The organism is Streptomyces sp. NPDC059567 (assembly GCF_042735655.1).
Taxonomy (GTDB): Bacteria; Actinomycetota; Actinomycetes; order Streptomycetales; family Streptomycetaceae; genus Streptomyces.
Genome location: NZ_JBHWBS010000003.1, coordinates 84,122 through 111,101, shown reverse-complemented (window position 1 = coordinate 111,101; position 26,980 = coordinate 84,122). Strand labels below are relative to the sequence as shown.

Here is a 26,980-nt window from a genome sequence, read left to right as displayed (position 1 = left end):
GACGGGAGATGCGGTACGGATCACCGGTCGCGACCGATCCCGAGCGGGTCTTCGACGATCTGCGGGGCGTCGCCGCACGGGTGCGCGGGCACCTGGAGGCGGAGATCTCCGAGTCGGTGGAGGAGCTGCCGCCGGACGAGGCTCCGGCGGGCCAGATCTCCCGCTTCGCGCAGGAGGAACGGGCCCGGGTCCTGGAGGCCGGCGTCACCGGTCTGGAGAAGCTGGCCGGGGGCCGCGCGGACGAGATCGACGAGGACGAGTACTTCGGGGTGGAGGCGATCGTCCTCCTGGAGGGCCGGCCCGCGATCCTGGTGCAGGGGCAGGACTTCGCGGCGCAGGACGGCGACTGGTCCGTGCTCGACGCGGGCCGGGCGGCGATCCGCGAGTCGATCGCGCGCGTGGGCCGCGTCGAGGTGACCGGCCACCCGAGCCTGGACTGGGTCGGGACGGCCTTCCTGGTGGGTCCGCGGACGGTGATGACCAACCGGCACGTGGCGGTGGAGTTCAGCCGCGCCGAGAACGCAGGCTGGTCCTTCCAGCAGGGCATGTCCGCGCGCGTCGACCCGGGCGAGGAGCTGTCCGCGGCCCCGGAGCCGGTCGGCGGCCCGCCCCCGTACGAGATCACCGAGGTGATCGGCATCCACCCGGATGTCGACATGGCACTGCTCCGGGTCGCTCCGCCCGACGGAGGCGCACTCCCCACCCCCCTCGCGGTCGCCGCCGACGCACCCGCGAACGTGCCCGGCCGACCGGTGTACGTGATCGGCTACCCGGCCTGGGACGGCCGCCGCAACGAGCCCGAGTCGATGCGACGGATCTTCATGGACGTCTACAACGTGAAGCGACTCCAGCCGGGTACGGCGACGGAGTTCACCCCCGGCGGTCAGGTGATGAAACACGACTGCTCGACCCTGGGCGGCAACAGCGGCTCCCCGGTCTTCGACCTGACGGACCACCGCGTCCTCGGCCTGCACTTCGGCGGCCGCTACCGCCTCGGAAACTTCGCCGTACCGCTCTGGGAGCTGGTCGACGACCCCCTGCTGGCGCGGGCGGACGTCAACTGGGTCTGAAACGCGCCCCCGCACGATCCGCCGCGGCTCGACACACGCCCGTCGCAGCTCCCCGGCGAATCCCCACAGGAGCCTCACACAGGCTGCGCACAGCCTTTCGAGGGCTTCGTTAGCGTTGCGTGGCGCTCGATCCCGTTCGCGAACGCGACCGAACCGCGGCCCGGTGGGTCGGCGGCATGTCAACTCAGGAAGACCCGAGATGGACTACTGCTCCTCGTGTCGCCGGCATCTCAACGGCGCCCTGGTGTGCCCCGGGTGCGGCGCCTACGCCCCGGACATCGCCCCGATCACCGACCACGGCCGCTTCGTCCCGGCCTCGCCCGCGACGGCCGTCGAGGCCGGCCTCGACGAGGGCTCGTGGCAGGGCCCGTCCGTGGATCCCATGGGTGAACTGCCCTCGTCCGAAGGGCGGGCGGCGCGTCGTCGCCAGCGCGCCCGCTGGAGGAAGAGCAGGCGCCGGGCCGTGGTGGCGACCGCGTTCGCCCTGGTGGGCGGCGGTCTGACCGTGTCCGCGATGGACCGGCAGGGCGGCGAGCGGGCTCAGGCGGCCACGGCGCCGGAGGAGCCGGGCACGGGCTTCGGCGAGGAGGCGGCGCAGAACCCGCGCCCCACGTCGATACCGCCCGCCCCGCAGGACACCGCGCCCACGCCTTCCACGCAGCCGGCCGCACCCGACCTCCCGCGGCAACAGCACAGCACGGCCTCCCTCCGCACCACTCCGCCCAGCACCCGGCCGGAGACGGCCCCCGCACCTCCCACGACGGCGAAGCAGGCCCAGCAGCGGCAGAGCGGCTCCCCGGACACCGGCCCCGCATCCTCCGGCACGGCGGACACGAGCCCCGCGCAGACGCAAGCGCCGGCCGCCCCGCACGGGACCGCCGGCTCCGGCGACGGCTCGGCGGACTCGGAAGCGTCGCAGCCGAGCGCCGCGCCGACCGCACCGGAGGCTCCGACCGCGACGAGGCCGTCGGAGCTCTGCCTGCTCGTGGTGTGCCTGAACCTCTAGCCTCGGTGCGCCCCGGGCGCGGTTTCAGAGCAGGTCGGCCGCCCGGGCGGCGGTGTCGTCGAGGAAGCCGCCCGACTGGTGCTGCCACAGCTTCGCGTAGGCGCCGTCCGTCGCGAGCAGTTCCTGGTGCGTGCCCTTTTCGACGATCCGGCCCCGGTCGAGGACGACCAGCTGGTCCATGGTGGCGACCGTGCTCAGACGGTGTGCCACCACGAACGCCGTGCGACCCTCCATGAGCCGCCACAGCGCGTCCTGGACGAGGATCTCGCTCTCCGAGTCCAGCGCGCTGGTCGCCTCGTCCAGGAGCAGGAGCGGCGCGTCGCGAAGGATCGCCCTGGCGAGGGCGACGCGCTGGCGCTGCCCGCCGGACAGCTTCACGCCCCGCTCGCCGACCATGGTGTCGAAGCCCTCCGGAAGGACGTCGGCGAACTCCGTGACGTGCGCCGCCTCTGCCGCGCGGCGGATCTCGGCGTCGGTGGCGTCCGGTCGGGCGAAGGCGATGTTGTCCCGCAGGGTGCGGTGGAACATCGCCGGATCCTGCGGCACATAGGCGATCAGACTGCGCAGGTCGGCCTGGCACAGCCTGCTGATGTCCTGTCCGCCGATCAGGATGCGGCCGGCGTCGACGTCCGTCATCCGCAGCAGCAGCCGGGTGAGCGTGGTCTTGCCCCCGCCGGAGCGGCCGACGAGACCGACCTTGGCCCCGCTGGGGACGGCGAGGTCGAGCCCCTCGAAGAGCGGCTGCGCCCCCGCATGCGCGAAGGTCACCCGCTCGAACCGCACGTCGACGGACTTCTCCGACTGCAGCGGCTCCGGATGCACCGGGTCCAGCACGGTCGACGGGGTCAGCAGCAGTTCGGTGAACTGCGCGGCCTCCGTCATGGAGCTCTCGATGCGGCGGTAGATCTGGTTGAACTCGAACATGATCCGCGTCGCGTTCGCGTAGTAGGTGAAGGTGACGATGATCGCCTCCACGCCGTGGTTCCCCGCACCGAGAGCGATGGCGAGCAGCAGACCGAGCGTGTTCGTCAGTACGGACAACGGCGCGACCAAGGTGTCGATGCGCAGGTTGCCGTAGTCCCACGAACGCAGCGTGAGGCGCCGCGACTCCGCGACGCGGGACCGGTGTTCGGCGGCCTCACGCTCCTCGGCGGCGAACGCCCGGACCGTGTCCATGTTCATGAGGCTGTCCGCGACGTGACCCGACACCCGGGCGATCGCCGCCTCGCGCTGGGCGACGAGCGCCTGACGGCGGCGGATCAGGGGCGTCACGCACAGCGCCGCCAGTGTGATCATCACCAGGAGGCCGACCACGAGCAGCGGCTCGTACTGCCACAGCACCACCGAGGCGAAGACCAGCGGCACGAAGCTGCCCACGACCGAGAACGTCAGCGTGTCGACGAAATCCTCGAAGCGGGAGGCGAAGCTCAGCACCCGCTTGGTCAGCGATCCGGCGAAGTTGTCGTGGAAGAACGCGGCGTCCTTGGCGAAGAGTTCGTCCATGCCGAGGACGTACAGCTGCTCGATGCCACGGGCGTCGAGCCGGTTCAGACAGTGCAGTCCGATGCGCCAGAGCAGCTCGGCGAAGAGCAGTACGCCGGCGAAGCCGAGGACGTACGGCAGCATCGAACCGACGTCGGTACGGCCGCCGCCGACGATCCGGCCGACGAGCTTCGCGACGACCAGCGGCGCGATGTAGAAGATTCCGATGTTGCCCAGTGCCGGAAGCAGCATGGCGGGCAGTGTCAGCCATCGGAGGCGGGCCAACTCCCGCCCGTAGTAACGAAGTGCGAGGAGCACCGGACCTTTGCCCGGCGAACCTTTGCGCGATTCAGGCAATACCATCCCAACCCTGCTTTGTCGGACCTGTAGGACAGGATCCGCAGTGTTCCGTGAGGGCACCCGCACGGTCCAAGCGTTTTTTCTAGCCACCCACCGTCGCGGGAGTGGGGCCGTCGGGGCGGACCGTGATCCCGTACGCCGTCCTGGCCGGGGTGGAGCGGAAGCGCGGGGTGTGGGCGGGCAGCAGGCGTTCGAGGAGGACGGTGGACTCCCGGAGGGCGAATTGCAGGCCGAGACAGGCCCGGGGCCCGATGCCGAACGGGAGGTAGCTTCCTGGGTCGTTGGGGCGACGGCCGGGGGTGGTGAAGCGCGCCGGGTCGAACAGCTCGGGGTCTTCCCAGAGTCCGGGGTCCCGGTGCGTGAGGTAGGGGCAGACGAGGAGGTCGGTTCCGGCCTCGATCTCGTATCCGGCGAGGAGGTCGTCCTCCGCCGCGCAGCGCGGAAGCATCCATGCGGACGGGTAGAGGCGCAGCGTTTCGCTGACGAGTGCCTGGACGGCCTGCCGCCGTTCGGGTGAACCGTCGGCGCCCGCGGCGAGCGCCTGCTCCCGCGCGCGCGGGTTTCGATCCAGCAGGAGGTAGAGCCAGGTCAGCGTGGTGGCGGTGGTCTCGTGACCGGCGACGAGGAGGGTGACCAACTCGTCGCGGATCAACCGGTCGGTGTACTCGGGGCGGGTTCCGGCCGCATCGATGAGGACGTGCAGCAGGCCGGGGCCGTCGGGTCCGGCCTCGCCGACGCGGGCGGCGGCGATGGCGGGGCCCGCGACGGCGTCGATCCTCGCGAGCTCGTCGGCGACGGTGTTCTGAGCCGCGGCGGTGTCGGCGGGCAGAGTGGGCAGCGCGGCCACCACGGCGGGTACGGCGCTCAGTTCGCGCTCTGTACCGGGGTCGATGGGGTGGCCGGTCAGGGACCGCCAGATGGTGTCCAGGGCGAATCGGCGCATCTCTTCGCCGAGGTCGAAGACCTGCCCGGTACGGGCGTACGCGTCCCAGCGCGCCGCGGTGGTCCGGGCGGCCTCGTTGATCCGCTGCTCGTAGCGGCGCATTCCCCGGCCGGTGAACTGGGACTGCAGCAGCCGCCGTTGGCGCTGCCAGGCATCGCCTGTCGCGGCCACGACGCCGTCGCCGAGGAGCAGCCTGGCGCGGTGCGAGCGTTTCACGTACCGGTCGGGATGGAGCGCGAGCACGTGCCGCACGGCCTCGGGGGCGGTGATCAGGACGGTGGGGCGGGGGCCGAGCCGGAACGCGGCGACGCCGCCGAGGCGTTCGCGCGCCTCGACGAAGAGGTCGACGAGTTCCCCTCCCCCGGCCTGCCACGTCGCGACGAGGGCGGGATCCAGTTCGGGAACCTGGCGAGTCGAGGGAGACGGGCTCGGAAGGGAGGACGGGCGGGCGGGGGTGGCCACGGTCTGCTCCTGTTCGGCGACGGCGCGTCGTCACGCACTGTAGGGGGCGGGCGCGGGGGGCGACAGACCGCCTCGCGCCGGCCCACGGGATCCCGGCTCCGGGCTCCGGCTGTGCGGAAGGGGCCGGGTTCCTGGCGGGCCCGACCCCTTCGGTCAGCGGTGCGGTGGTCGGTCAGACGCGGTCGGCCGCGATCAGGACGTACTGGAACGAGCCGTCCTTGTAGGAGTTGATGAACGCCTCCTCGATACCGGTGACCAGGGAAGAGGTGGCGCGCAGCTCCCAGTACGGAAGCGTCGCGGGGGTCAGGTCGACGACGGCCTGCGGGACGAGACGGTTGTCGGCCATGGCGCGCAGGTACTCACGACGGGAGTGGATGTTGCACTCGAAGTGCGCGTTGATCTGGGAGACCCACTTCGAGGGCTGGCCGTAACGCGGGTTCCAGCAACCGGTGATGGTCACATAGCGTCCGCCGACCTCGAGGACGCGGGAGTGCTCGGCGAAGAGGTCCTCCAGGTCGACGTACATGCTCGACTCGTTGTTCCACGACGCGGCGGCCTGGCCGGTCTCGAAGGGCGTGTCGAGCATGTTGCACACGCGGGCGTTCACATGGTCCTTGATGCCCAGCTCCTCGGCGCGCCGGTTGGCGAACTCGGCCTGCTTGGCCGACAGCGTGACGCCCTCGACCTTGCACCCGAATCGCTGATGCGCCATGACCATCGAGCCGCCCCGGCCACAGCCGGCGTCGACGAGCGTGTCGTCGCTCCCGATGGCGCCGAGGTGGTCCAGGAGGACCTCGGCCTGCGCCGACTCCAGGCGGTGGAGCTCGGCGATCAGCTTCTTCTCGTACTCGCTGTCCTCGACGTCCCCGAGGGCGGTGTGGTCGACGTCGCCGATGCCGTAGTGGTGGTGGTAAAGACCGTCCACATCGCCGAGGCGCAGGTTCACCGGCCTCGCCTCGTTGTTCCAGTAACGGGCGATGTCGCCCTGATAGGGCGTCGCCGGTCCCGGGACGAAGGCGGAGGTGCCGTTGACGGTGGTGAAGTCGGTGCTGGTCACAGATGATTCCGTTCTTACCAGAAATCGGGCAGGCTGTATCGATAGGTATTGGTCTGGTGCCAGTAGTGGTTGCCGTCGACCCACACGGCGACTCCGCGCAGGAAGCGCAGCACGCTAGGGACGGGGCAGGCGGCGGCCAGGGCGGCGGCTTCGGCTTCGAAGTCGTGCATGAGGTCGTTGTGGACCTCGACCGCCTTCAGGTACGCCTCCCGCTCGGAGAGCTCCTCGCGTTCGGCGAGCACCACGGGCAGGTTCAGATGCCGGCCGGGGCTGGCGAGTTCCTTGGTGTACGAGTACAGGTCGTTGACGATGGTGGTGGCGTTGCCGGCGAGCGCGAGGACGCGCTGCATGGCCGGCTGCGCGTGGAGGTCCGCGGGCAGTTCGTAGCCGCCGACGGTGTCCGTGATGGTGGGGCAGGGACGGAAGTTGTTGAACTGCCGCATCGCCAGGTACTCCCACACCTCGGGCACGTGGTCCGTCTGGGCCCAGGCGCCTTCGGCGAGATATCCCATGTGCAGCCGGGCCATGTCGTGCCGGAACCGGTCCGCCTGGGAGGGGGTGGAGTGCTGGACGAAGTACTCCATGGCGGAGCGGTAGGCGCGCCGAGGGGCGTCCGCGTGGAGCGACTCCTCCCACTGCGGCTGGTACTCCTTCGTCGTGTGCAAGGGGTCGAGGGCCGTGTGCGCGAGCAGCAGGCGCCCGCCGAGGCCGATGGGCGAGCCGCCGTGGTCCTCGCAGTAGCAGTCGTCGACCGCGTTCTCGGCGACCATCAGCCGGGTGGCGATCATCAGGTGCTCGACGGTCGGGGCGTCGGGATGGCAGGCGACCATGTAGCGGCCGACGGAGAAGCCGTCGAACTCGCCTTCCCAGTCCTCGGGGTACAGGTCGACCTCGTCCAGCGCCCAGGCCTTGATCCTGCGGCTGACCTCCTCCACGCGCACCGCGTCGGGCTCCGGGATGGGGTGGTGGTACAGGCCGGGGATCGGCATGCCTGCCACCGGAGCCTCGGGCGCCGGCGGGGCCGAAGGCTCCTCGCGCCGCCCCAGGTACAGGCTCGAGGTGCCCAGACCGGTGGGGCCGCGCAGGATCCGGTCCAGCTCGGGGGTGGGCGATGCGAGTGGGGTGACGGCGTCCGCGGCGGTCTCGGCTTCCACGGCGGCTTCGATGACGGCCGCGGCCTCGACGACGGGTCCGAGACCGGTGGCCAGGGTGTGGGCGTGTTCGATGACGTGGGCCCCGAAGCCGGTCGCGGCGGCAGGCAGGCTCGACTGCAGAGGGGAAAGCCCCGGATCGGGCATCCGTAGCTCCTTGGTGAGGTGGGTGGGGGTGCCCGGAGCACGGGCTGCTCGCCCTGCCCCGGTTCCCGGTCCGGGCCGTCGCGGCCCTCGGACGGGTGCTCTAGTCGTGCCTGCGGGCGATCTGCACGTTCTCCAGCACGCCGAGCGCGTTGGGCACGAGGATGGCGGCGGAGTAGTAGGTGGTGACCAGGTAGGAGATGATCGACCGCTCGTCGATGCCCATGAAGCGCACCGACAGGCCCGGCTCGTACTCCTCCGGAAGCCCGGTCTGGCGCAGGCCGATGACGCCCTGGTTGTCCTCACCGGTTCGCATGGCGAGGATCGAGCTGGTGTTCTCGCGGCTGATGGGGATCTTGTTGCAGGGCAGGATCGGTACCCCGCGCCAGGCCAGGACCTGCTGCCCGCCGAGGTCGACGTTGTCCGGGTAGATCCCGCGGGCGTTGAGCTCGCGCCCGATCGCCGCGATGGTCCGGGGGTGGGCGAGGAAGAGCTTGGTGCCGCGGCGGCGGCAGAGCAACTCGTCGAGGTCGTCCGGGGTGGGTGGGCCGGAGTGGGGCTGGATCCGCTGCTTGAAGTCGGCGTTGTGGAGCAGACCGAACTCCCGGTTGTTGATCAGCTCGTGCTCCTGGCGCTCGCGGAGCGCCTCGATGGTGAGCCTGAGCTGCTCCTCGGTCTGGTTCATCGGCCCGTTGTAGAGGTCGGCGACCCGCGTGTGGACCTTCAGGACCGTCTGGGCGACGGAGAGTTCGTACTCCCGCGGCTTGAGTTCGTAGTCGACGAAGGCACCGGGCAGCGCGACCTCGCCGACGTGGCCGGCGGACATCGCGATCTCGGCCTCGCCGTGGCGGTTCTGCCGCTGGTGGGGCAGCGAGCTGAACTGCTGGATGTGGGCGTGCAGGCTCGGCGCCGTGGACATCACGGCGTCGAAGTCGGCGCGGGTCAGGGTGAGCAAGGTGCCGGCGGTCTCGGCGGTGGCGGTGAAGTCCCACGTGCCCTGGCCGTCCAGGAGGGTGTGGTCACCGAACCGGTCGCCGTCGGCGAGGACGGCGACGGCGACCTCGTCGCCGTACTTGCCGGCGGAGACCTGATTGATGCGTCCGTGGGCGATCAGATGGATCTGTTCGGCGGGGGTACCGCGCTCGACCAGCACCTCGCCGGCGCGGAAGTCGCGCTGGGCACACCGGTCGGCGAGCGCGGTGAGGACCGCCAGGTCGTCGAACCCGCGCAGCATGGCCAGTTCGCCGAGCTCCCGGGGGATCACCCGGACGTCGGCACCGTCCTGGACGAAGTCGATGCGCCCGTCGCCGACCGTGTAGCTCAGCCGCCGGTTCACTCGATAGGCGCCGCCCTTGGTCTCGACCCAGGGGAGCATCCGCAGCAGCCAGCGGGAGGTGATCTCCTGCATCTGCGGGGCGGACTTGGTGGTGGTGGCGAGGTTACGGGCAGCCGTGGTGCTGAGGGACTGCCGAGTCGGCTCCGGTCGCGCATCCGCCCTGGTCTCAACGGTCATCGGGCGAGCTCTCCTTGGCAAGGGTGGCGATCGGCGGACACGCGCCGACCACGACGAGGAAGAAAGGGGGACGAACCTCTGGGAATCCGTCCAGATCCCGGGGAACAGTAACGCCCGGTACGCCCGGCTCGCCCCATGAGGCCTTGGGTATTACCTCAAAGCAGTGATCTTGCTCGGCGGGGTGTTTACGGGGCCGAAGGACGACATCCGGACCGCTTGGCCGAGAGCACACGTGCCCCCCTTGCGATCCGGAGCGCTCACTCCTCGGGAGGGACGCAGAGGACCGGGACCGTGGACATGTGGAGGAGCTTGTGGGGGGTCGAGCCGAGGAGTGCGCCGCGCATCGGGCTCTCGCCCCAGCTGCCGACCACGATGACGCGGGCCGCGTGGCGGCGGGCCGCGTCGATCAGGGCCTGGGCGGGCTTGTCGTCGATCACCTCGACGACGGTCGGGACTCCGGCCCGGTCGGCCTCGGTGACCGCGTGCTCCAGTCCGGTGCGGCCGGCCTGGCGGATGGCCTCGTGGTGCGACGCGTACTCCTCGCCCGTGGGGCCGGGGGCCGCGGCACCGTAGACCAGGACGAGACGCTCGTCGAAGGCGGCGGCCACCTCGACCGCGATGCGCAACGCGCGGGCGGCGCCGGGGGATTCGTCGTAGCCGAGAACGACCGACATCTCAGGACTCCTTGCCGCGACCGCGACCGTGGACGAGGTCGGGGTCGGCCACGCTCGGGCGCTCCCGCCAGTACGCGGGGGCACGCAGGCGCCATACGAGCATGATGACCACACCGGTGACGGCGATGCCGATGCCGATGACGAGCGGCGGGCCGAGTCCGAACCACGAGGTGCCGCTGTAGGAGTTCGCCGGATCCGACATGTCGGCCACGGACCTCACCAGGAGCCAGGCCAGCAGCCCGGCACCGACCAGGGGGCCCAGCCCGATCAGCAGGAAGTTGTGGACGCTCTCGAAGAGATGGCGGCGGTAGTAGACCGCGCAGGCCAGGCCCGTGAGCGCGTAGTAGAAGGCGATCAGCAGCGAGAGCGCGGTGAGCGAGTCGAAGAGGGCGTTCTCGCTGATCTGGTTCGCCACGAGGTACCAGGCGATGGCGATGCCGGCGACCCACCACGTACTCACGTCGGGGGTGCGGAAGCGCGGGCTGATGTGGCTGTAGTGCGCGGGCAGCGCCCGGCGGCGTGCCATCGACAGCGCGGTGCGCGACGCCGGGATGATGGTGGTCTGGGTGGAGGCGATCGCGGAGGTGGAGACGGCGAGCAGCAGAATCCAGTCCCAGCCGCCCAGGACGTCACCGGCGAGCTGGGCGAAGATGAACTCCTCTTCCCCGGCGTTCTCGGCCAGGAACACCGGACCGGCATAGGCCACGACAGCGAATCCCACGGACACGTAGGTCACGAGCAGGATGACGGTCGACCAGAGCCCCGCCTTGCCGGGGGCGGTCGCGGAGTCCTCGACCTCTTCGGTGAGGTTGACCGCCGATTCCCAGCCCCAGTAGATGAAGACGCCCAGGAGCAGCCCACCGGTCAGCGCCGCGCCACCGGCCCCGAACGGGTTGAGCCAGCTGAAGGCGGGTTCGACCGACGGGTACTTGCTGGTGCCGGCGTAGACGGCATAGAACGCCACGCCCACGAAGATCAGCAGACAGGCGACCTGCGCCAGGATGAGGACGTTCTGCACCTTGGCCGACAGCTCGGTGCCGATGACGCACACGGCCGTCATCACCAGGATGAGCAGTACGGTGAGGAGTTGGCGTACGAAGGTGTTGTCCACCCAGCTGTCGAGGCCGAAGGCGAGCAGGGCGAAGCTCACGGCCACGTCGGCGAGCGAGCCGACGACCAGGACTCCGGTCATCGCGATGGCCCAGCCGCCGAGCCAGCCGGCCCAGGGGCCCATGGCGCGCGTGACCCAGGAGAAGGTCGTACCGCAGTCCTGGTCGACCTTGTTCAGGTAGTAGAACGCCGATGCGATCAGCAGCATCGGCACGAAGGACGCGAACATCACGCCCGGCGCGTAGATGCCGACCAGGGCGACGATCGGGCCGATGACGGCCGCGAGCGAGTACGCGGGGGAGGTGGAGTTGAGCCCGATGACGAGCGCGTCGACGAAGCCGATCGCGTTGGCTTTCAGACCCACTTGTCGCCCGGCGGGCGCGGCATCCTCGGCGGTCATGTTCCCTCGCTCCCGACGAGCCAGACAGAACAGCGAGACCTACGACTTCATCGTAGGGAGGCTCGACCCGACGTGCATGTGCAGGCAGCCGTCGGGGTCACTGCTCGCGCATGGCCCATGGCGCCTGGTACTCCGTGAGCAGATCGAGGAAGGGCTGCGGCGGCATCGCCTCGGGGCCGAGTACGCCACGGCCCTGCCAGGCCCCGGTCGCGACGAGTTCGAGGGCGGCCACGGGGTTGATCGCGGTCTGCCATACGACGGCCTGGGAGCCGTACTCGCGCATCGACCATTGGTTGTCGACCACGTGGTAGAGGTAGACCTCCCGGGGCCGTCCGTCCTTGGTTCCCTTCACCCATGTGCCCGCGCACGTCTTGCCGTGCATCCGGTCGCCGAGGGTCGCCGGGTCGGGCAGACAGGCGGCGACGACGTTCCTCGGCGAGACCGCGACCCTGCCCGTGGCACCCTCCACGCTCACCGGATCCGTGCGGTCGAGCCCGAGTTTGTGGAGGGTGCGCAGGACGCCGATGAACTCGTCGCCGAGTCCGTACTTGAAGGTGACCCGTCGGGCTTTCAGCCACCGTGGGACCAGCAGCACCTCTTCGTGCTCGACGTTCACGCACTCGACCGGCCCGATGCCCTCCGGGAAGTCGAAGACCTCCGGCTCGCTGAAGGGCGCGGTGGTGAACCAGCCGCGCCCCTCCTCGTAGACGACGGGCGGGTTCAGGCACTCCTCGATCGTCGTCCAGATGCTGAAGGAGGGGGCGAAGTCGTATCCGTCGACGACCAGGTCGGCGCCGTCGCGGATGCCGATCTCCTCGATCTCGTCGAAGAGCGTGTCGGAGGCGTAGCGGGCGAAGACGTCCGAGAGGCCCGGCTCCACGCCCATGCCCACGAGAGCGAGTCGGTCCACGGCCTCCCATTCGTCCGTACGGGCGAACTGCTCGTCCCCCAGCTTCACACCGCACTCCTCGTACGGGCGCGAGGGGTGCGGCCGGGACAGGGACATGGCCATGTCGAGGTAGTGGGCGCGCTCGGCGAGCGCGCCCTCGAAGAGGGGCATGACGAACCGTGGGTCGGTGGCGTTGAGCAGGACGTCGCAGCGGTGCTCGACGAGGGCGGCCCGCACCGCGGCCGTGTCCGAGGCGTCGAGCCGGGCCGGTGTGAAACGGCGCTCGTCCGCCCCGAGGGCGGCGACTGCCGACTCCGCCCGCGCCGGGTCGTAGTCGGCGACGACCATGTGCTCGAAGAAGGAACGGCGGGCCGCGATCCTGGTGATCGCCGTACCCACGCCTCCCGCCCCCACCATGAGGATGCGCATGGTGCAGCACTCCTTCGTTCCGCCTCCGGGCTCGGCCCGAGCGGCGAGAGGTCGGCATCGACGGACGAGGGTCGCGTCATCCCCGATGATGCCGCCTCGTCCGCACCGCGGCCACCAGCGGCCGGCCGGGCGGGCGACGCCGCAGGCACGGCGGACGGTGTCGGCCTGCCGACGTTCCGCCTCGGGCCACGTGCCGGTCCCGATCAGCCGGCGAGGGTGGTGCCCAGCCAGTCGCGGTAGTGGGTGGGGGCCAGGCGTGCACCGGATCCGGCGGTGAGGACGTCGCCGCGGACGGCGGCGAACATGCCCGCCTGGTCGTCGGTGACGACGCTGCTGTCGTCACCGCGTGCGGCCAGGGTGATCCGACCGATCTCGTCCAGCGTGAGGACGTCGGGGCCGGCGACCTCGAGTGTCCCGTCGAGCGGCGCCGCCGTGGCGACGTCGGCGAGGGCGGCGGCCACGTCCGCGGACGCGATCGGCTGCAGTGGAGTGGCGGGGAGGCGGACGACGCCGTCGGCGGAAGTCCAGGAGATCACGGCGTCCATGAACTCGAAGAACTGGGTGGCGCGGACGATCGAGTAGGGGGTGGGACCGTCGCGGAGCAGGTCCTCCTGGAGCACCTTCGCGCGGTAGTAGTCCAGGTCGGGGACCTGGTCCACGCCGACGATCGAGAGGGCGACCTGGTGGCGCACTCCTGCCCGCTCGCCCGCACGGAGCAGGGTGCCGACGGTGGTGCGGAAGAAGGCGGCGGACTGGTCGTCGAAGGTCGGGGAGTTGGTCACGTTGACGACCGTGTGGGCGCCGGCGAGGGCCTCGTCCAGGCCTGCGCCGGTGAGCAGGTCGACCCCCGAGGACGGGGATGCGGGGACCACGTCGTGGCCGGCCTTCTGGAGCAGGGCGACGACCTGGGAGCCGATGAGGCCGGTGCCGCCGAGGACGGTGATCTTCATGGTGTGCCTTCCTTCGTGGGCCGGTCACGGCCCCGGGATGCAAACTCGGATACCCGATGTCCGAGATGATACTCGGATAGTCTGTATCCGAGTCAAATGGGGAGGCGACATGAAACTGTCCGGCGGCGTGGAGTGGGCGCTCCACTGCTGTGTGGCCCTGACGGCAGCGAGCCGACCGGTGCCGGCAGCCCGACTGGCGGAGCTGCACGACGTGTCGCCGAGTTACCTCGCGAAGCAGATGCAGGCACTGTCGCGGGCGGGGCTGGTGCGCTCGGTCCAGGGCAAGACCGGCGGATACGTGCTGACCAGGCAGGCCGCCGAGATCACCCTGCTCGACGTCGTGCAGGCCGTCGACGGGCCCGAACCGGCCTTCGTCTGCACCGAGATCCGCCAACGGGGTCCTCTGGCGACCCCACCGGAGAAGTGCACGAAGCCCTGCCCCATCGCCCGGGCGATGGGGGCCGCGGAAGCCGCGTGGAGGGCCTCGCTCGCGGGGACGACCATCGCCGATCTCGTCACGTCGGTGGAGGGCGACAGCGGCCCGGACGCGCTCCCGGGCATCGGCTCCTGGCTGACCGCGGCCGCCGACACACCCGGCCGGCCGGGTTGAGCCCCGATGACCTGGCGGAATGACGCAAGGGAGACGAGCACGCCCGGCGGGTGAGGCCGCAGGAAACCGACGGTGGATGCGATCGGGATGCCGCTGACGGCGTGCGCTCCGCGCTAAGGACCGCCAAGGGCCGCGATGGTCTCCATCGCGTACAGCGCACCGAGCGCGGTGGCCAGTGCGCCGAGGAGAAGACGGAGCAAGGTCTCGGGAAGGCGGGGCTGGAGGCGGGCACCGATGTATCCGCCGACGAGGCCGCCGAGGCCGCAGGCCAAGCCGAGGAACCAGTCGGGGGCGATGCTGCCGATCCGGGTCAGGGAGAGGAGGGCGAAGGTGGAGGCGCCGACGAGGGAGGTGGCGAAGGTGGAGGCGAGTGCGGCGGGGGCGACCTTGGCGACCGGGAGCCCGCGGCCGACGAGAACGGGGCCCAGGATCGAGCCTCCCCCGATGCCGTAGACCCCTCCCACCACCCCGACGGCGAGCGCCATACCGGTGATCGTCCGCGGTGTGGGACTGCGTCGCCCCGCTCGGGGAACCCCGGGGCGGATGGCGCGGAAGACGAGCCAGAGGCCCAGGGGCAGCATCAGGGCGGCGACCAGCAGCCGGAAGACGTGCGGACCGGGCAGGACGAAGACGCGTACGACCGCGCCGACGACAACACCGGGAAGGGTGCCCAGCACCAACAGGCGTATCAGCGGCCCTCGCAGCGCGCCGTCGCGGCGGTAGCGCAGAAGGGCGCCGGGCCCGGCCACGATGTTGTAGAGCAGATTCGTCGGCGTGACGGCCGGATTGGGCACGGCGAACACGCTCAGCTGCACCGGAAGCAGGAACACCGCCCCGGACACGCCCACCGGCGCTGTCACCACGGCGATCAGCATCCCCACCACGAGGCCGGCAGCCCCCAGCTCCCACTCCACCGAACTCCCACCCCCATCACCTTCGGCCGCCCGGAGCCGCGGCCTCACCGGAGAGCATGCCAAAAACGATCAAGGGGCCGTTTCAGATTGCTCTGAAACGGCCCCTTGATCTGCGACTTCAAAAAAGTCGGGACGACAGGATTTGAACCTGCGACCCCTTGACCCCCAGAAGCCGACGCCCAGTCCTGTCCGTCCGTCCAGTCCACACAGTCGGGCAAACATCCAGGTCAGGGCCCTGTATCCGGGAGCGTGAGCCGGGGTGCGTGACAAATCGGTGACACGCCACGGCGCGGTACTGGTGTGCCCCACGAGGGCACCTGAGCTTCAAGGAAGCCCGGCGTGCCCGCGAGTCGGCTACTTGATCGATCGGCGGGTTGCGCCCGCCTAGTTGATTTGCACGCCGTCTAGCGGCATCGCGGACTGGCGGCCCGAATCTGTCTTAGGTGCAGATCATCAGCCTGCCTCGCGCTACCGTTACTGGTCGGTGACCGTAAGTGGTGGCCAGCAGGAGGGGGACAGATGCAGACCGGTGCTCGTAAGAAGACGATCAACCCAAGCGCGTACCTGGCTCTCGTTGAGGCCCTGACGCTGATCTTCTGGAACAAGAAGCCGTTTGAGCTCTACCTCCGAGGCATGTTGCAGGACCACAGCGAGCTGTTGGTACGAGTCGACTTCGGGGCCACCAAGCGTGAAGTGTCCGGCCAGGTGGTCAACCTCTTGCGAGCCAACGAGGCTCGCTATCTCGATCTGACCATCGCCCTGATGCTCGACATCTCCGCCATGGAGAGCTTCCCGAACCTGAAGAATCAGGTCGACGCTGACGACATGACCGCGAAGGCCGTAGCAGCTGTGGCGGAGTTGTGTCGCTGGACGACCAAGCATCAGGAGGTCATCCAGGAGCACGAGGCTCATGCCGTCGTCATCACCGAAGCCGCCAAGAAAGCTCAGGACGGGCGGGCGTTCGCCCAAGCCCATGAGGAGTTGAAGCAGCGCTTCCTCGTGATGCACTCGGCCGGCGACCCACACAAGCGAGGCACCGCATTCGAGGGCTTCATCAACGAGCTGTTTGCGCTGTACGACCTAGAGCCGCGGGCGTCCTACAGCCTTGACCACGAGCAGGTCGACGGCGCCTTCTCCTTCAACACGGACCACTACGTACTCGAAGCGAAGTGGTGGAAGGAGGCCATCGGACGCCGAGAGCTCGACGTGTTCAAGGCCAACATCGAGCGCAAGGGTAAGAACACTCTCGGGCTTTACGTCAGCATGAGCGGCTACAGCTCGGATGCCCTGGCGGTCTACAGCTACAGCACGCCCTTCATCACGATGGACGGCAGCGACTTCATGGCCGTCCTCGACCAGCGCATCAGACTGGACGACCTGCTGGACCGCAAGAAGGGCCATGCCAGCCAGACGGGGCACTGCTACTTGCCGGTGTCCGAGATCTTTTCCGGTTCAGAGTGAGTGCTAGCCGGGCGATGGGCCGCTGATCGAGGTAGAGCCCGAAGCGCTGGCCTCACAGATCTACATGCCCGCTCAGGCGGTACGCCCCGGATGACCACACGGGCCACCCGGGGCAGGGCGGCCCCGGTCGTACTGCGTCCCCGCAGAGCGGGGGCACCAGGGCCTATCCCGCACACTCCATTCTGGTACGGGCTGGGAACAACCATAGTCTTGCGACAGACCAGATTGTCGATCAAGGTCTCAGGGTTCGTGGCGGCATGGCCACTAATCGGCTCGCTTGGTCATCCCGGGCATACCCCAGTGGGCGCTGCGCGTGTAGTACACCGGCCGGTGGGTATTTGGGCCACGAGGCCCCCTGGTACATCCGTTCATGGGGTCGAAGAGGACGCGGCCGAACCATCACGACACAGCGCAATGCCTGCACTCAGCATCTTGCCCAGCAGCGACAGCAGTCGCATGTGCCGTTCGTTGAGCGCGCCAGGGCTTGGAGCGTCCAACGCCAACACCCCGAACAGTTCGCTGCCGACGTGAACTGGATGCACTGCGATGGTCTCGAAGCTGCGTACCTGGGGCCATGAAACCGTGCTCTTGCTTACGTCTTGCTCCAGTACTTCGCGTCCCTGCTTGGCCGCCTGAATGATGTGCTTTCCGTGATCTGTCCTGGAGGTGAGATCCTCCGGAGGCGTCGAACCCGCCGAGTGGTTGTCTTCGCACGTCAACAGGAGCGCCTTGAAGTCGTAGAAGGAAGCCCGCACGTCTCGAATCTCATAAGCCCCCTCCTTTGCCGCGTTTACTGCCTTAACCTTGAGCACTTCTTCACGGGCCGTTCGCACGGCGGGCGAGTATCCACTGAGCAAGTGCACGTAGCGAGCCATTGGCAATACAACGTCACCAAGGCTCTGATGCACCCCCTCACGGACTCGTTCTTCCATGGTATCTCGTAGCCGCCCATTCTCGCGCTCTTGATATCGCTGCTCGCGCAATGGGATATACACCGCAAGGCCCGCCGCCAAAGCTCCAAGCAGCGCGATAACCACTAGGAGCCACTTGGGCCAATCTTGGTAGCCAGCCAGGATCTGAAGGAGGTAGGCGGCTCCAGCCAATGCAGCCGCCAAGGCTGTTAGCTTCTGCCACCGCTCCCAGGTAGAGGGTTGCCACCAAGTCATTGCTCAATTGAGTCTCACGATGAGCCACCAGGCACCATTCCACGCCGATACGGGTTGCCGATTGACAAGAATAGCGCAGTAGTGCTATATGTAAATTGTATGCCCAATGCTGAAACTCAACACCCATCCGGCGACAACTCCCCGGAGACCGAAATAGGTAAGGACCTCACCTCACCGACTCATACCGAGGAATCATTGGTTCTCTTCTATAGCGTCGGCGGTGAAGGCCGGCCTCTCAATGACCACAAACCCGAGAAGAAGCCCACTGCGTCTCTGTTACGCAAGGCAGTTCTATATCTCAAGGGCCGCCGCAGTTTGTAACCTGGCTTACATCTCTTGTTGTCCCTGCCGCTTATAATCCGTCCTCATATGAAAGAACGAGGACGACAGGCATTTGACGAAGCGGCGGTCGCGAAAGCGCTCGGCACCAAGGCTCAAGAGGTGACCGATCCCGCCTACGGCGATGGCCAGCACTTCCAGGTCACAAGCGACAGCACCTTTCTCAGCCTGGACGCCTTCCCTGAGAGCGGCGTCTCCCGCATCACTACCAAGGGCGCTCGAATCGAGCTGTTCGGTGGCGTGCTCCCCAGAGTCGAGGACGAGGACATCGTCCTTCGGAAGGACTCTGAGCTTGAGCACTCCGTAGTAGCCCTGCATCCCGACGGCGGCATGACCTTCGGCTACCAGGTGGAAGCAGGCCAGGACGGCTCCACCGACGTTCCGGTCGAGAGCCCGAAGCAGGTTGTCACAAGCCGCGAGGCTGTTGAGACGCCGGCCGCGGAGCCCGAACCCTACGCTGAAGCCAAGGCACCCAAGCCTCCTGAGAAGCCCGTCCGCACGCCCGGCGCCTTCCCGGATGTTCGCCCCATGACCGAGGTTGTCAGTGCTGCACTGGACTCCTCACGCAATGACCACACGCAGCCGGCCCAACCACAGGGATCGGCGGTGCCCTCGCAGGAGAGTGCCGAGAGCAGCGCCGGGGATCAGACAACGAAGCCCGAGACCGCGGTGGAGGCTGACCGCCAGCGAGTCAAGCTCGTTGGCCGGCTCGGACGCACCCCGACCGTTCGCGAAACCGCCACAGGCAAGCTCGTCGCCAAGTTCCCCCTGGCCGTCCACCTCGACGACGGCACGACCAAGTGGCACGACGTCCTGGCCTTCAACGATCGCGCAGCCGCGCTCAAGAAGCGCATGGAGGCTGGTGAGTTGGTCAAGGGCAACGAGATCGAGGTCGTGGGCTACCTCCACGACCGGGAGTACCAGGGCAGAGACGGCACGACCAAGACGGCGCAGGAGATCTACTCAGTCGCGGTCAAACGCCATTGAGGAAGCCTTCGGGTTGGCAATAGACGTACGTAAAGTACCTCTAGATATTTCTCCCAAGAAACGCCGGGTCTCTGCGCACTATGGAAACCCATGAATGAACCCGCCGGTCCCCCTGCGGAGTCAGGTATCTAGATTCACTCAGGCCTGATGTAGTGAAGCAGAAACAAGAAGAACGCCATTGCTAGGAGAAGAAACAGTTCCACAGTAAGCACAGCCTGCCGAGCTTGCTTGATCCTAGCGCTTAGCGTCGATGAATCACGGGAAAGCAGGAGAGATGCCGCGAATGTCGCTGGAACCAGGATAACGGCAGCATCCTTTGCCGAGAGTCCATGAGTTCTTCCCGAAGTGCTCGGAGTTCTAAATTCAACGACTCCGCGCCAAGCCAGCAACCCTAGACCAAAACCTGTAATCAAGATTGCAAGCCAAAGCATGCTCGAATGCAGCCTGGTCAACCGCAGGTGTGTCCCAATCAGGATCCGCTCTTTCCGACCCCTGGTTGAACTCTGTCTCAAGTAGAGCTCAAAGGTCTTCGCCTCCTCATCAATACGCTCCCCTGCAAGAGAGACACCTTTCTCGTCCTCCACTTCTGGATTAGTCAACAAACGAACAGCCGGATCGGACACCCGGATACTGACATGATTTGTTTCCGCATCCGCGAAAGAAATGGTCGTCCAGGCGGTCTTGTCTAGGAAACTTTTGATAGGGGGACGTACATCGCGCGTTTTGGAGAAGTAGACAGCGCGCTTCTGTCTCACAGTAATCGTAAAGGGCTCGTTCAGAGGAACGGTACACCTCGCGAAGGCCATCCATCGAAGGCCATAGCCGAAGTACGTTGATGCGAATCTATCAAGCGCACCTTCCTCCTCACGTGAGGCGCCTGCCGGCGGATCACTTGCCTTCTCTAGAAGGGAATAGAGCTCATCCAGCAAGCCCGTGACGACCTCTAGCTTGAGAGCACCGTATCGCTTTTCTGACCGAATCTTGAGCTCTCGACAGAAGTAGGGAAGAGCGATCAATGGGTGCTCTGAGCTACTGACGTAATCCGGTAGCACGTAGCGAGTAGCGAGGGCGCTAATCTTGTCAGCAATCAGTTTCCATTGAGGGTAGGCATCATCCATACCCTCAAAAGGAAAGTCCTCTCGCCTTTCCATCAGGTAATCGTACTGGGCATCAGCGCGGTCGCGGTCCTTAGCGATTTCCTCAAAGGGGTCGGATGGGAAATAGAAGATAGCGGTCAAGAGATCGATAAGGCTGGGGCTCAGTTGATGCATGCGGTTGGTTAGCTTGGCGCAACGTGCCAGATAACTGAGATACTTGGCTTGAATGCGTGCACTCTCATCCAGAGGAATTCGATAAACATCCTGGCCCGCTACGGTGATATGCAGATCAAGTAGCGGGATTCTCGGCATGTCAGTGATGGGCAAGATCAATGTGGCGCTATCGCCTTCTCCGGACACGTTCCATGCAGGAGGGGCCTTGAGCGTAGACTTAAGGGCTCTCACCTGCTTTGTACGCCCTTTGAGAACCTTACGCTCAGCCAAGGCAGACATAAGCGGCCGGACGTGGATTTCCCTGTCCCGTTCCGACCACAGAGCACTTGAAAGACGGATCCGCTCAACGGCACGCAGTCGCCACGCTGGAAGGTCACTCAAAAGGGTCACAGCTGCCAGGTCAAGCCGCTCTGACGGATACATTGAACGCACCTTCCGTACGGGTGGCGAGTGTGCGGACATCAAAATGGTTACCTCCCAGGACGTAAAGCGCACCTGCGGTTGCGCCGCACGGGTGGTGAACTGCGTGTGACCTGGCGGACGGTCCCGGTAGGCTCGGTACCTATTTCCCCCCTTGACATTCTTGATCGATTTGATATTTAATTCTGATTGCCGTATGGAAAAAAGTGAAAACTACTTCAAGCTCATAAAGAGTAAACTATTCCCCGAGGAACTCACCCCATTCCAAGAGGCGCACAATGCGCTGAGAAAAGAGAGGGTGACTCGCGGGAATGGGCGAAAGCGCATGAAACAGAAGGAATTCATCCGGCGATCGCATGAAGCTGACAAGCTTTGGTCGAATAAGGATGAAAAGCGAGATAGAAGGATCCGAAAGGCTCGAAGCAGGGCTCGAAACCCGATGAGATACTCGTGATCTCAAGAGAACGACTCGCTTCGTCTACGCGAGTCTCTTCCCAACTCGCCTCGCCGGTACGTTCGTGTCATGGTCGAACGAGAGCCTCCGACGAGAGGGGCTGGTCATGACAGATCAGATTCCCTGTGCCATTGGCTGCGGTCGGAGCTTCGCCAGGGATGACCGTAGCGTCAAGATCACCAAGCACGGCGCCGTCCCCGAGTGGGGACGATGGAGTGTCATGGGGCTTGACGACGAGACGGGCGAGCGCGTCGAGTACGCGCGTGTGCGTTGTTGGGTGTGTGACGAGATCTACTACCCCAGCGGCTGGATGGTGGAGCAGATCAAGGCGGAATCCTCGGATGAGCAATGAGTGGCTGCGGCTCTGGCAGGACGAGCAAGACCGCGCCGAGGCGTACGCCCAGGAGCAGGCCCAACGCGAAGCCTGGGAACGAGAGTTGGCTGAGACTACTTCCGCCACGATCGTCCTAGGGCGGGATATCTCAACCGGGCAGCCCGTGACCGTCACAGCCGAGGAACTGTGCTCGGGCACCTATCTGCTTGGCACCCAGGGTGCCGGAAAGTCGTCCCTGCTGGAACAACTTGTGTACCAGCGCATGGCACAGCACGACAGTGTCATCGTCCTGGACCCGCATGGCGAGCTGGTCGACAACATCATTGCCCGGATGCCGGAGAGCCGGCTCAGGGATACCTACCTTCTCGACCTGAGCGATGCGAGACACTTTCCGTTTCGCCTGAACATCTTTCACTGCACAGACCCCAGTGACGAAACTGCACGCGCGCGAACCCGCGGCCGCGTGCTTCGTGTTTTCCGCCGGATCTGGCCTGAGATCGAGTCCGGCCAATACGTCGAGAAGATGCTTCGCTTCGCTACAACCACTCTCACCTACAACCCAGGTTGCACCCTGGCCGACGTTCCCGACTGGTTCCGTAGTCCTCAAGCCGTAAGCAAGGCACTAGCCAACGTGCAGGATGCGGAAGCGCGCGCGTTCTGGACGCATGGCCTTCCCTCCCTGTCGCCTCGCGACCACGCATTTCAGACCGAACCGTTTCTTAACCGCGTGACCAGGCTTCTCTCTGACGACCTGCTCCGACGTCTGCTGTGCAACCCTGGCCCACCCCTTGATTTTGGCCGACTCATCCGGCAGCGCAGAAGCTTGCTTATAAAGCTCCCCGTTGCTGCCGACGTGATCGGCGAGGCCGCAAGCCTCGCCGGTGTCGCACTTTTCTCTTTGGTCTACGCATCAACCTTTGATGACCGCCCGAAGGGATCATAGGGACAGTTATACGCTCATCGTCGACGAGTTCCAGAATTTCGTCACGAGTGATTTCGTTAAACTCTTCGTCGGCGGGCGTAAATACGGGGCTAAGCTTGCCCTGGCCCATCAGTACACCAATCAACTGGACCTTCCAGGACTTGAATCAAACCGGCGCGGTGTTCTGACCGCTCGGACTGTGGTGTCGTTCCACACAACGCCGTATGACGCCGTCGAGGTGGCTCCGCTCTATGCCCAGCTTGAGATGACCTGGGCACGTGACAACCTTGTGGCCGATGTCGCCGAGGCGCTTGAACGCCACCCTGTTGAGGCCGTCAAGAAGTTCGCACTTCGCCATGTTGATCCACTTATACAAGCCAGCCGTATGCAGGACTCCGGCTATCGCCCATCCCTGGATTTTGGTTGGGGCCATCACCCATTCAATCCCGAACAAGCCCGGTCAGCACTCTCACAGCTCAACGAACTTCTCTATGAAGCGCAACGAGACGGTAGAGCTAGCGACAGCAAGCGTGTTGCCGTTGTCGATGCCGTGCTCGAGGTACCTCGCTACTTCCATCCGGAAGATTCCGAAGGAATCAAAGCTCAACTCGATTCCGATCTGTCTGCTGTGCTTACTGCTCTGATTGCGGACCCTCTTGTTGAGTACCGGTCGGTCGGTGGGCGCAGCGTCGCAACCCAACTCCCTTCCCTTCCTCCCCGGAGCGCATTTGCTAAGTCAGGCTCTCAGGCTTACCACATAGAGACCTATCCCCTTCCGCAAGCAGTGGACCAGGATGAAGCCCAGGAGCGAGAAGAAGGCCTCCTGCGGCAAACTCACTACGACTACTGCTCTCCCAGGTCTGCCGTGGACGAACAGATTCGCAACAGCCCATGTCGGCGGGAGCACCCGGTGATCCACCACCCCGGCGAGAAGAGGTGAAAGCCCCACCGCAAACTGGCGGTAAGGCCAAATCACCGCCCATTGGGCGTAGGTCGCCCAGGAAGTAAGCCGCTTCTCTTACGCGAGTCTTACGGCGTTTCAGTTCGAGTTCTCACGCCCGTTTGGCAAAGTGACGCAATGAAGGAATCCCCCACTGTCCCAAGTGCCACCCCCCGTGGCCCGCTTCGCATCGGGGCTGCGGACGACGAGATCCTGCGGGCCATCAACCGGTTTCAGTACATGACCGCCGCCCAGGTTGGCCGGCTGCTGTACCCGCAGGCTCGCGACGAAAATCGCTACGTGCAACGGCGTCTCCGCAGATTGGTCGAGGCCGGTTACCTGCTCCGGCTTCGGGAGCTGCCGACGCCACGTGTCGGTTCGGCTCCCCACGTCTTCACGCTCGCTGACAAGGGACGCCGCTTCGTTTCGGGTCGCGGTGACGCGCTTGCCAGCACCTACTACCGCCCCTCAGAAGAGCGGGCAAAGGCTGAGGACAACCCCTTCATGGAGCACACCCTTGCGGCGGTTGATGTCTTGGTTGCCGCAGAACGACTCTGCCGCAAGTTCCCTGTATCCATGCCCCGGCTGCTCAACGAGCGCCAGCTCAAGCGAAGCAGCATCCGGGTGCAACCGGCTGGCCGACCGGAAGCACCTCTCATGGCAGTGATCCCGGATGCGTGGTTCCAGCTCACCGCCGTCGAAGGAGACCCGGTTTCAATCGCCCTGGAGCTCGACCGCGGTACCGAGGGGCAGAAGCAATGGCGTCGCAAGGTCGCCTCCCTCGCGGCCTGGGCAGAGGGGCCCTACCGCGAGGCTTTTGACAGCGACAACCTCACGGTGGCCGTTGCCGCCCCCACGACGAGTCGTCGCAATCAGCTGGGCACTTGGACGATTGATGAGCTAACGGAGATCGACAGGCCGGAACTTGCCGACATCTTCCTCTTCACCGACGCCTCCCCCGTTGCGACCGATCTCTTCGAGTGGTTCTTCGGCCTCCGTTGGTACCCGGCTGGCGCGACCAACCCTGTGAGCCTGATCGACCTTCCTCTGTCTGAAGCACTTGAACCAGAGACGTCTGCCGCCGGGGTGTCACAGCAACCGGAGGGTCCATCGAGCCCGCCCACCCTCACGTGGGCGCTCATGGACGATGAAGAGGAGGCGGAGCGGGAACCTGAATGACCTTCTTTCTCGCCCACCCACAACCACGCATCCCACTTGGCACCTACCGAAGCTGGTTCATCCCGCGGACGCTCTACTTGCCGCTAAGCGATGCCCGCGTCCACATGCACGTGCTCGGCAAAACCGGCTCGGGCAAGAGCTACTTCCTCGCTTCGCTCTTCCTCTCGCTCTACCTGGCCGGCCAGCCTGTCACTCTCATCGATCCTCATGGTGACCTGGCGCAGTTGGTTCTGGCGCATCTCGTCCAGGCCGGCGCGCTCGTCACCGCCGAGCAGCGATCACGGCTCATCTACCTGGACGTACCGGCCGCGGCAGTGGACAACCGCTTCTTGCCCTTCAACTTCCTCGCCCAGCCCTACGATGACCACGCCATGGCCGAGCACGTCGCCGAGGCCGCCAGGCGGGCGTGGCCGGAGCTCGCACACGGTGCACCGACCTTCGAGAACATCCTCAAGCACTCTGTCGTTGCGCTCCGGGAAGCAGGACTCCCCCTCACCCGGCTCTCAGACCTGCTGACAGACAAGTCCTTCCGCGACGAGTTGCTGGCTCGACGAGTACGCGACCCTCAGGTGATCCGCTTCTTCAAACTACGCATGGACCAATGGGGACGCGATGCTCCGCGGATGAAGGAGTCAACGCTGAACAGGGCGGACCTGCTGACCCTCTCCCCCATCCTGCGCTACGCCCTTGGACACAAGCGCAACGTCCTGGACTTTCGAGCCCTTATCGACTCGGGCACCTCGTTGATCGTCAACCTGGCCGTTGCCTCACCCGACGCCCGCCGGCTCTTCGGGTGCCTGCTCACCGTTGGCATGGAGACAGCGGCACTCAGCCGCGCCAACGTCCGGGCCGCAGGGCCAGGCCGTGCCCCGCACTTTCTGATGCTGGACGAGTTCTCCCAGTTCATGGCCCAGAGCGAGGAGAGCCTGACCCGCATGCTCTCGGAGACCCGCAAGTACAACCTGTTCTGCGTCATGGCCCACCAGAACTGGAGCCAGGCATCAGACCGACTCAAGGGCGCCCTGCAAAACGTCGGTATGGAGGTCGTGCTCAAAGCCGGAAGGCCTGATGCCGAGCACTCAGCACGACTCTTCGGGACTGTTGATCCTGACGCCGTCAAGCACATCGTCACCGACGAGGCCGCCGAAGACCGAACGCATCCCACCTACTACCCCCTTGCCGAGCAGTGGGAGCGCCAGGTGCAGTCCATCCAGCAGCTCCGTGTGGGAGAAGCATTCGTGAGACTGCCAAACGACGACGTACGCAAGGTCAAAACGCCTGCTCTCCCCAACCTCACGGAGCCGCCGCGGGCCCTGGCCGAGGTCGAGCAGTACTACCTCGACCACTACTTCGAGCCGCCCAGTGCCGAGGTATCTCTCGCGCCCACCACCCCGGCCGAGGCCAACACAGCAACCCTCATCCGACGGCGCAAGGCCCCAAGACGTACTACCGGGACCACGCTCTACCGCTCTCCAACGAGGCCGAGGAGCTCGAAGTAGGCCGCCATTTTGCCCGTTGATTCAATTCGGGCAATTTGCTATAAATAGAGTATACGTTTACCGAAGAACAACTCAATCAACTGCGCGGCCTCTTGTCCCCTATTGAGCGACGACTTGTAAGTATCGAGACTCAGGTCGGAGGCATCGAAAGTAAGGTTGCAGACCTTCAAAAAGGCCAGCGGCTACTAGCAGCGAAGATCGACGCACTTGCCGAGACGTCCGAAGAACAGCACAAGGGTATCTTTGACGCAGTGCTCGGGCTGAATGACATCGCACACAAGCGCATCGCCCGTGTCGAGAAGCAGCTCAACCTGCCTCCCCTGGAGTAACACCCTCTGACCAATCTTTCCCTTTCTCTTCCTTAATTGGCGGCTCTTCCGGCGTGGCCGGAGGGTCAAGGCTCCGTAGGACCGACGAAGTCGGCTTGGCCTTGAGGCGGTGGACGGGCCGGGACATCATTCGCCAGAAGGAAGAAAGGAACCCATAGCTGGAACCTGTGCCATCAGACCATGTCGTAGAAGAATTGTTCCTCGACGGGGTTTTGAGGCTTTGGGAGTTGATATTGCTTGCCACTCGTCCCGTAGTGAATCTACTCAGCCTTGACGGAACATTGGAAAGAGGAACTTTGGCAGTTTTCGGTGGCGAGCAAGAGTCGGTCCCATAGCTGGTCTTGAGCTTTTACCCACCTCCCCCGCGTCGGGGCCCCAAAGCAGGGAGACCTGATCGGGCTCTTGAGGCAGCTGCGGTGCTGCCCGATTTCACAAGTGTGTGGTCTCCCTGCTCCCAACCCGATGCAGGCCACCGGCCAAACTCTCAAGCGGCAATGCTGGCTCGCGGAGGCCAG

General features: G+C 66.0%; 22 protein-coding genes. 10 read left to right on the top strand and 12 right to left on the bottom strand.

What is annotated here, in order from left to right:
* Window positions 1-8 precede the first annotated feature (8 nt).
* Together ACFVZW_RS03025 and ACFVZW_RS03020 are read left to right on the top strand one after the other, a co-directional pair.
* Complete coding sequence (locus ACFVZW_RS03025) at window positions 9-1,070, top strand: trypsin-like serine peptidase (RefSeq protein ID WP_384515864.1); 1,062 nt, start codon at window positions 9-11, stop codon at window positions 1,068-1,070.
* 199 nt (window positions 1,071-1,269) lie between these two features.
* A complete protein-coding gene (locus tag ACFVZW_RS03020) occupies window positions 1,270-2,076 on the top strand; it encodes a hypothetical protein (RefSeq protein WP_384515861.1) in 807 nt (268 codons plus the stop codon).
* A 24-nt stretch (window positions 2,077-2,100) separates the two neighbouring features.
* On the opposite strand, the gene ACFVZW_RS03015 is transcribed toward ACFVZW_RS03020, so the two are convergent.
* From ACFVZW_RS03015 to ACFVZW_RS02975, 9 genes are all read right to left on the bottom strand, one after another.
* Window positions 2,101-3,921: an ABC transporter ATP-binding protein gene (locus ACFVZW_RS03015; protein ID WP_384515857.1), complete on the bottom strand. Its 1,821-nt coding sequence runs from the start codon at window positions 3,919-3,921 to the stop codon at window positions 2,101-2,103.
* Between the two features lie 79 nt (window positions 3,922-4,000).
* A complete protein-coding gene (locus tag ACFVZW_RS03010; protein WP_384515854.1) occupies window positions 4,001-5,323 on the bottom strand; it encodes a cytochrome P450 in 1,323 nt (440 codons plus the stop codon).
* Window positions 5,324-5,495: 172 nt separating this feature from the next.
* The gene (locus ACFVZW_RS03005; RefSeq protein ID WP_384515851.1) at window positions 5,496-6,380 is read right to left on the bottom strand and encodes a geranyl diphosphate 2-C-methyltransferase; all 885 of its coding nucleotides are present in this window, start codon (window positions 6,378-6,380) and stop codon (window positions 5,496-5,498) included.
* A gap of 14 nt (window positions 6,381-6,394) precedes the next feature.
* Window positions 6,395-7,678: a family 2 encapsulin nanocompartment cargo protein terpene cyclase gene (locus ACFVZW_RS03000; RefSeq protein ID WP_384515848.1), complete on the bottom strand. Its 1,284-nt coding sequence runs from the start codon at window positions 7,676-7,678 to the stop codon at window positions 6,395-6,397.
* A 100-nt stretch (window positions 7,679-7,778) separates the two neighbouring features.
* Window positions 7,779-9,188, bottom strand: a complete 1,410-nt coding sequence (locus ACFVZW_RS02995) for a family 2B encapsulin nanocompartment shell protein (RefSeq protein WP_384515845.1) — start codon at window positions 9,186-9,188, stop codon at window positions 7,779-7,781.
* Window positions 9,189-9,445: 257 nt separating this feature from the next.
* Entirely contained in the window at window positions 9,446-9,862 is a 417-nt protein-coding gene (locus tag ACFVZW_RS02990; protein ID WP_384515842.1) for a universal stress protein, read from the bottom strand.
* Between the two features lies 1 nt (window position 9,863).
* Window positions 9,864-11,372, bottom strand: a complete 1,509-nt coding sequence (locus ACFVZW_RS02985; protein WP_384515840.1) for an APC family permease — start codon at window positions 11,370-11,372, stop codon at window positions 9,864-9,866.
* 97 nt (window positions 11,373-11,469) lie between these two features.
* Window positions 11,470-12,690 (bottom strand): saccharopine dehydrogenase family protein, encoded by a 1,221-nt coding sequence (locus tag ACFVZW_RS02980; RefSeq protein ID WP_384515837.1) that lies wholly within the window; start codon window positions 12,688-12,690, stop codon window positions 11,470-11,472.
* 203 nt (window positions 12,691-12,893) lie between these two features.
* Window positions 12,894-13,640 carry an SDR family oxidoreductase gene (locus ACFVZW_RS02975; RefSeq protein WP_384515835.1) on the bottom strand — a complete coding sequence of 249 codons (747 nt, stop codon included), beginning with the start codon at window positions 13,638-13,640 and terminating at the stop codon, window positions 12,894-12,896.
* Window positions 13,641-13,749: 109 nt separating this feature from the next.
* On the opposite strand from ACFVZW_RS02975, the gene ACFVZW_RS02970 reads away from it, so the two are divergent.
* A complete protein-coding gene (locus tag ACFVZW_RS02970; protein WP_384515832.1) occupies window positions 13,750-14,250 on the top strand; it encodes an RrF2 family transcriptional regulator in 501 nt (166 codons plus the stop codon).
* 113 nt (window positions 14,251-14,363) lie between these two features.
* Here ACFVZW_RS02970 and ACFVZW_RS02965 read toward each other — a convergent pair whose 3' ends face one another.
* Window positions 14,364-15,164, bottom strand: coding sequence for a TSUP family transporter (locus tag ACFVZW_RS02965; RefSeq protein WP_384515830.1), 801 nt, complete (start codon window positions 15,162-15,164; stop codon window positions 14,364-14,366).
* Between the two features lie 519 nt (window positions 15,165-15,683).
* Here ACFVZW_RS02965 and ACFVZW_RS02960 point away from each other — a divergent pair.
* Window positions 15,684-16,625 carry a restriction endonuclease gene (locus ACFVZW_RS02960; protein ID WP_384515827.1) on the top strand — a complete coding sequence of 314 codons (942 nt, stop codon included), beginning with the start codon at window positions 15,684-15,686 and terminating at the stop codon, window positions 16,623-16,625.
* A gap of 368 nt (window positions 16,626-16,993) precedes the next feature.
* Here ACFVZW_RS02960 and ACFVZW_RS02955 read toward each other — a convergent pair whose 3' ends face one another.
* Complete coding sequence (locus ACFVZW_RS02955; protein WP_384515824.1) at window positions 16,994-17,740, bottom strand: GAF domain-containing protein; 747 nt, start codon at window positions 17,738-17,740, stop codon at window positions 16,994-16,996.
* Between the two features lie 420 nt (window positions 17,741-18,160).
* Between ACFVZW_RS02955 and ACFVZW_RS02950 the strand changes: the two genes are divergently transcribed.
* Window positions 18,161-19,117, top strand: a complete 957-nt coding sequence (locus tag ACFVZW_RS02950) for a single-stranded DNA-binding protein (RefSeq protein ID WP_384515822.1) — start codon at window positions 18,161-18,163, stop codon at window positions 19,115-19,117.
* A gap of 134 nt (window positions 19,118-19,251) precedes the next feature.
* On the opposite strand, the gene ACFVZW_RS02945 is transcribed toward ACFVZW_RS02950, so the two are convergent.
* Window positions 19,252-20,811, bottom strand: coding sequence for a hypothetical protein (locus tag ACFVZW_RS02945; RefSeq protein ID WP_384515819.1), 1,560 nt, complete (start codon window positions 20,809-20,811; stop codon window positions 19,252-19,254).
* 557 nt (window positions 20,812-21,368) lie between these two features.
* Between ACFVZW_RS02945 and ACFVZW_RS02940 the strand changes: the two genes are divergently transcribed.
* From ACFVZW_RS02940 to ACFVZW_RS02920, 5 genes are all read left to right on the top strand, one after another.
* Window positions 21,369-21,614, top strand: a complete 246-nt coding sequence (locus tag ACFVZW_RS02940) for a hypothetical protein (RefSeq protein ID WP_384515815.1) — start codon at window positions 21,369-21,371, stop codon at window positions 21,612-21,614.
* A complete protein-coding gene (locus ACFVZW_RS02935) occupies window positions 21,604-22,539 on the top strand; it encodes a type IV secretion system DNA-binding domain-containing protein (protein ID WP_384515813.1) in 936 nt (311 codons plus the stop codon). Before ACFVZW_RS02940 ends, ACFVZW_RS02935 begins: the two co-directional genes overlap by 11 nt.
* Window positions 22,517-23,458, top strand: coding sequence for a hypothetical protein (locus tag ACFVZW_RS02930; protein WP_384515810.1), 942 nt, complete (start codon window positions 22,517-22,519; stop codon window positions 23,456-23,458). The genes ACFVZW_RS02935 and ACFVZW_RS02930 overlap by 23 nt, the downstream gene beginning before the upstream one ends.
* A 138-nt stretch (window positions 23,459-23,596) precedes the next feature.
* The gene (locus tag ACFVZW_RS02925; RefSeq protein ID WP_384515807.1) at window positions 23,597-24,637 is read left to right on the top strand and encodes a replication-relaxation family protein; all 1,041 of its coding nucleotides are present in this window, start codon (window positions 23,597-23,599) and stop codon (window positions 24,635-24,637) included.
* Window positions 24,634-26,136, top strand: coding sequence for a type IV secretory system conjugative DNA transfer family protein (locus ACFVZW_RS02920; RefSeq protein ID WP_384515804.1), 1,503 nt, complete (start codon window positions 24,634-24,636; stop codon window positions 26,134-26,136). Before ACFVZW_RS02925 ends, ACFVZW_RS02920 begins: the two co-directional genes overlap by 4 nt.
* Window positions 26,137-26,980 lie beyond the last annotated feature (844 nt).

Coding starts and splice junctions, on each gene's coding strand:
- ACFVZW_RS03020 (WP_384515861.1), top strand. CDS start 1,270: ATGGACTACTGCTCCTCGTGTCGCCGGCATCTCAACGGCGCCCTGGTG.
- ACFVZW_RS03025 (WP_384515864.1), top strand. CDS start 9: ATGCGGTACGGATCACCGGTCGCGACCGATCCCGAGCGGGTCTTCGAC.
- ACFVZW_RS02920 (WP_384515804.1), top strand. CDS start 24,634: ATGACCTTCTTTCTCGCCCACCCACAACCACGCATCCCACTTGGCACC.
- ACFVZW_RS03015 (WP_384515857.1), bottom strand. CDS start 3,921: ATGGTATTGCCTGAATCGCGCAAAGGTTCGCCGGGCAAAGGTCCGGTG.
- ACFVZW_RS02930 (WP_384515810.1), top strand. CDS start 22,517: ATGACCGCCCGAAGGGATCATAGGGACAGTTATACGCTCATCGTCGAC.
- ACFVZW_RS02940 (WP_384515815.1), top strand. CDS start 21,369: ATGACAGATCAGATTCCCTGTGCCATTGGCTGCGGTCGGAGCTTCGCC.
- ACFVZW_RS02935 (WP_384515813.1), top strand. CDS start 21,604: ATGAGCAATGAGTGGCTGCGGCTCTGGCAGGACGAGCAAGACCGCGCC.
- ACFVZW_RS02950 (WP_384515822.1), top strand. CDS start 18,161: ATGAAAGAACGAGGACGACAGGCATTTGACGAAGCGGCGGTCGCGAAA.
- ACFVZW_RS02995 (WP_384515845.1), bottom strand. CDS start 9,188: ATGACCGTTGAGACCAGGGCGGATGCGCGACCGGAGCCGACTCGGCAG.
- ACFVZW_RS02945 (WP_384515819.1), bottom strand. CDS start 20,811: ATGTATCCGTCAGAGCGGCTTGACCTGGCAGCTGTGACCCTTTTGAGT.
- ACFVZW_RS02990 (WP_384515842.1), bottom strand. CDS start 9,862: ATGTCGGTCGTTCTCGGCTACGACGAATCCCCCGGCGCCGCCCGCGCG.
- ACFVZW_RS02960 (WP_384515827.1), top strand. CDS start 15,684: ATGCAGACCGGTGCTCGTAAGAAGACGATCAACCCAAGCGCGTACCTG.
- ACFVZW_RS02925 (WP_384515807.1), top strand. CDS start 23,597: ATGAAGGAATCCCCCACTGTCCCAAGTGCCACCCCCCGTGGCCCGCTT.
- ACFVZW_RS02970 (WP_384515832.1), top strand. CDS start 13,750: ATGAAACTGTCCGGCGGCGTGGAGTGGGCGCTCCACTGCTGTGTGGCC.
- ACFVZW_RS02985 (WP_384515840.1), bottom strand. CDS start 11,372: ATGACCGCCGAGGATGCCGCGCCCGCCGGGCGACAAGTGGGTCTGAAA.
- ACFVZW_RS02975 (WP_384515835.1), bottom strand. CDS start 13,640: ATGAAGATCACCGTCCTCGGCGGCACCGGCCTCATCGGCTCCCAGGTC.
- ACFVZW_RS03000 (WP_384515848.1), bottom strand. CDS start 7,678: ATGCCCGATCCGGGGCTTTCCCCTCTGCAGTCGAGCCTGCCTGCCGCC.
- ACFVZW_RS02980 (WP_384515837.1), bottom strand. CDS start 12,690: ATGCGCATCCTCATGGTGGGGGCGGGAGGCGTGGGTACGGCGATCACC.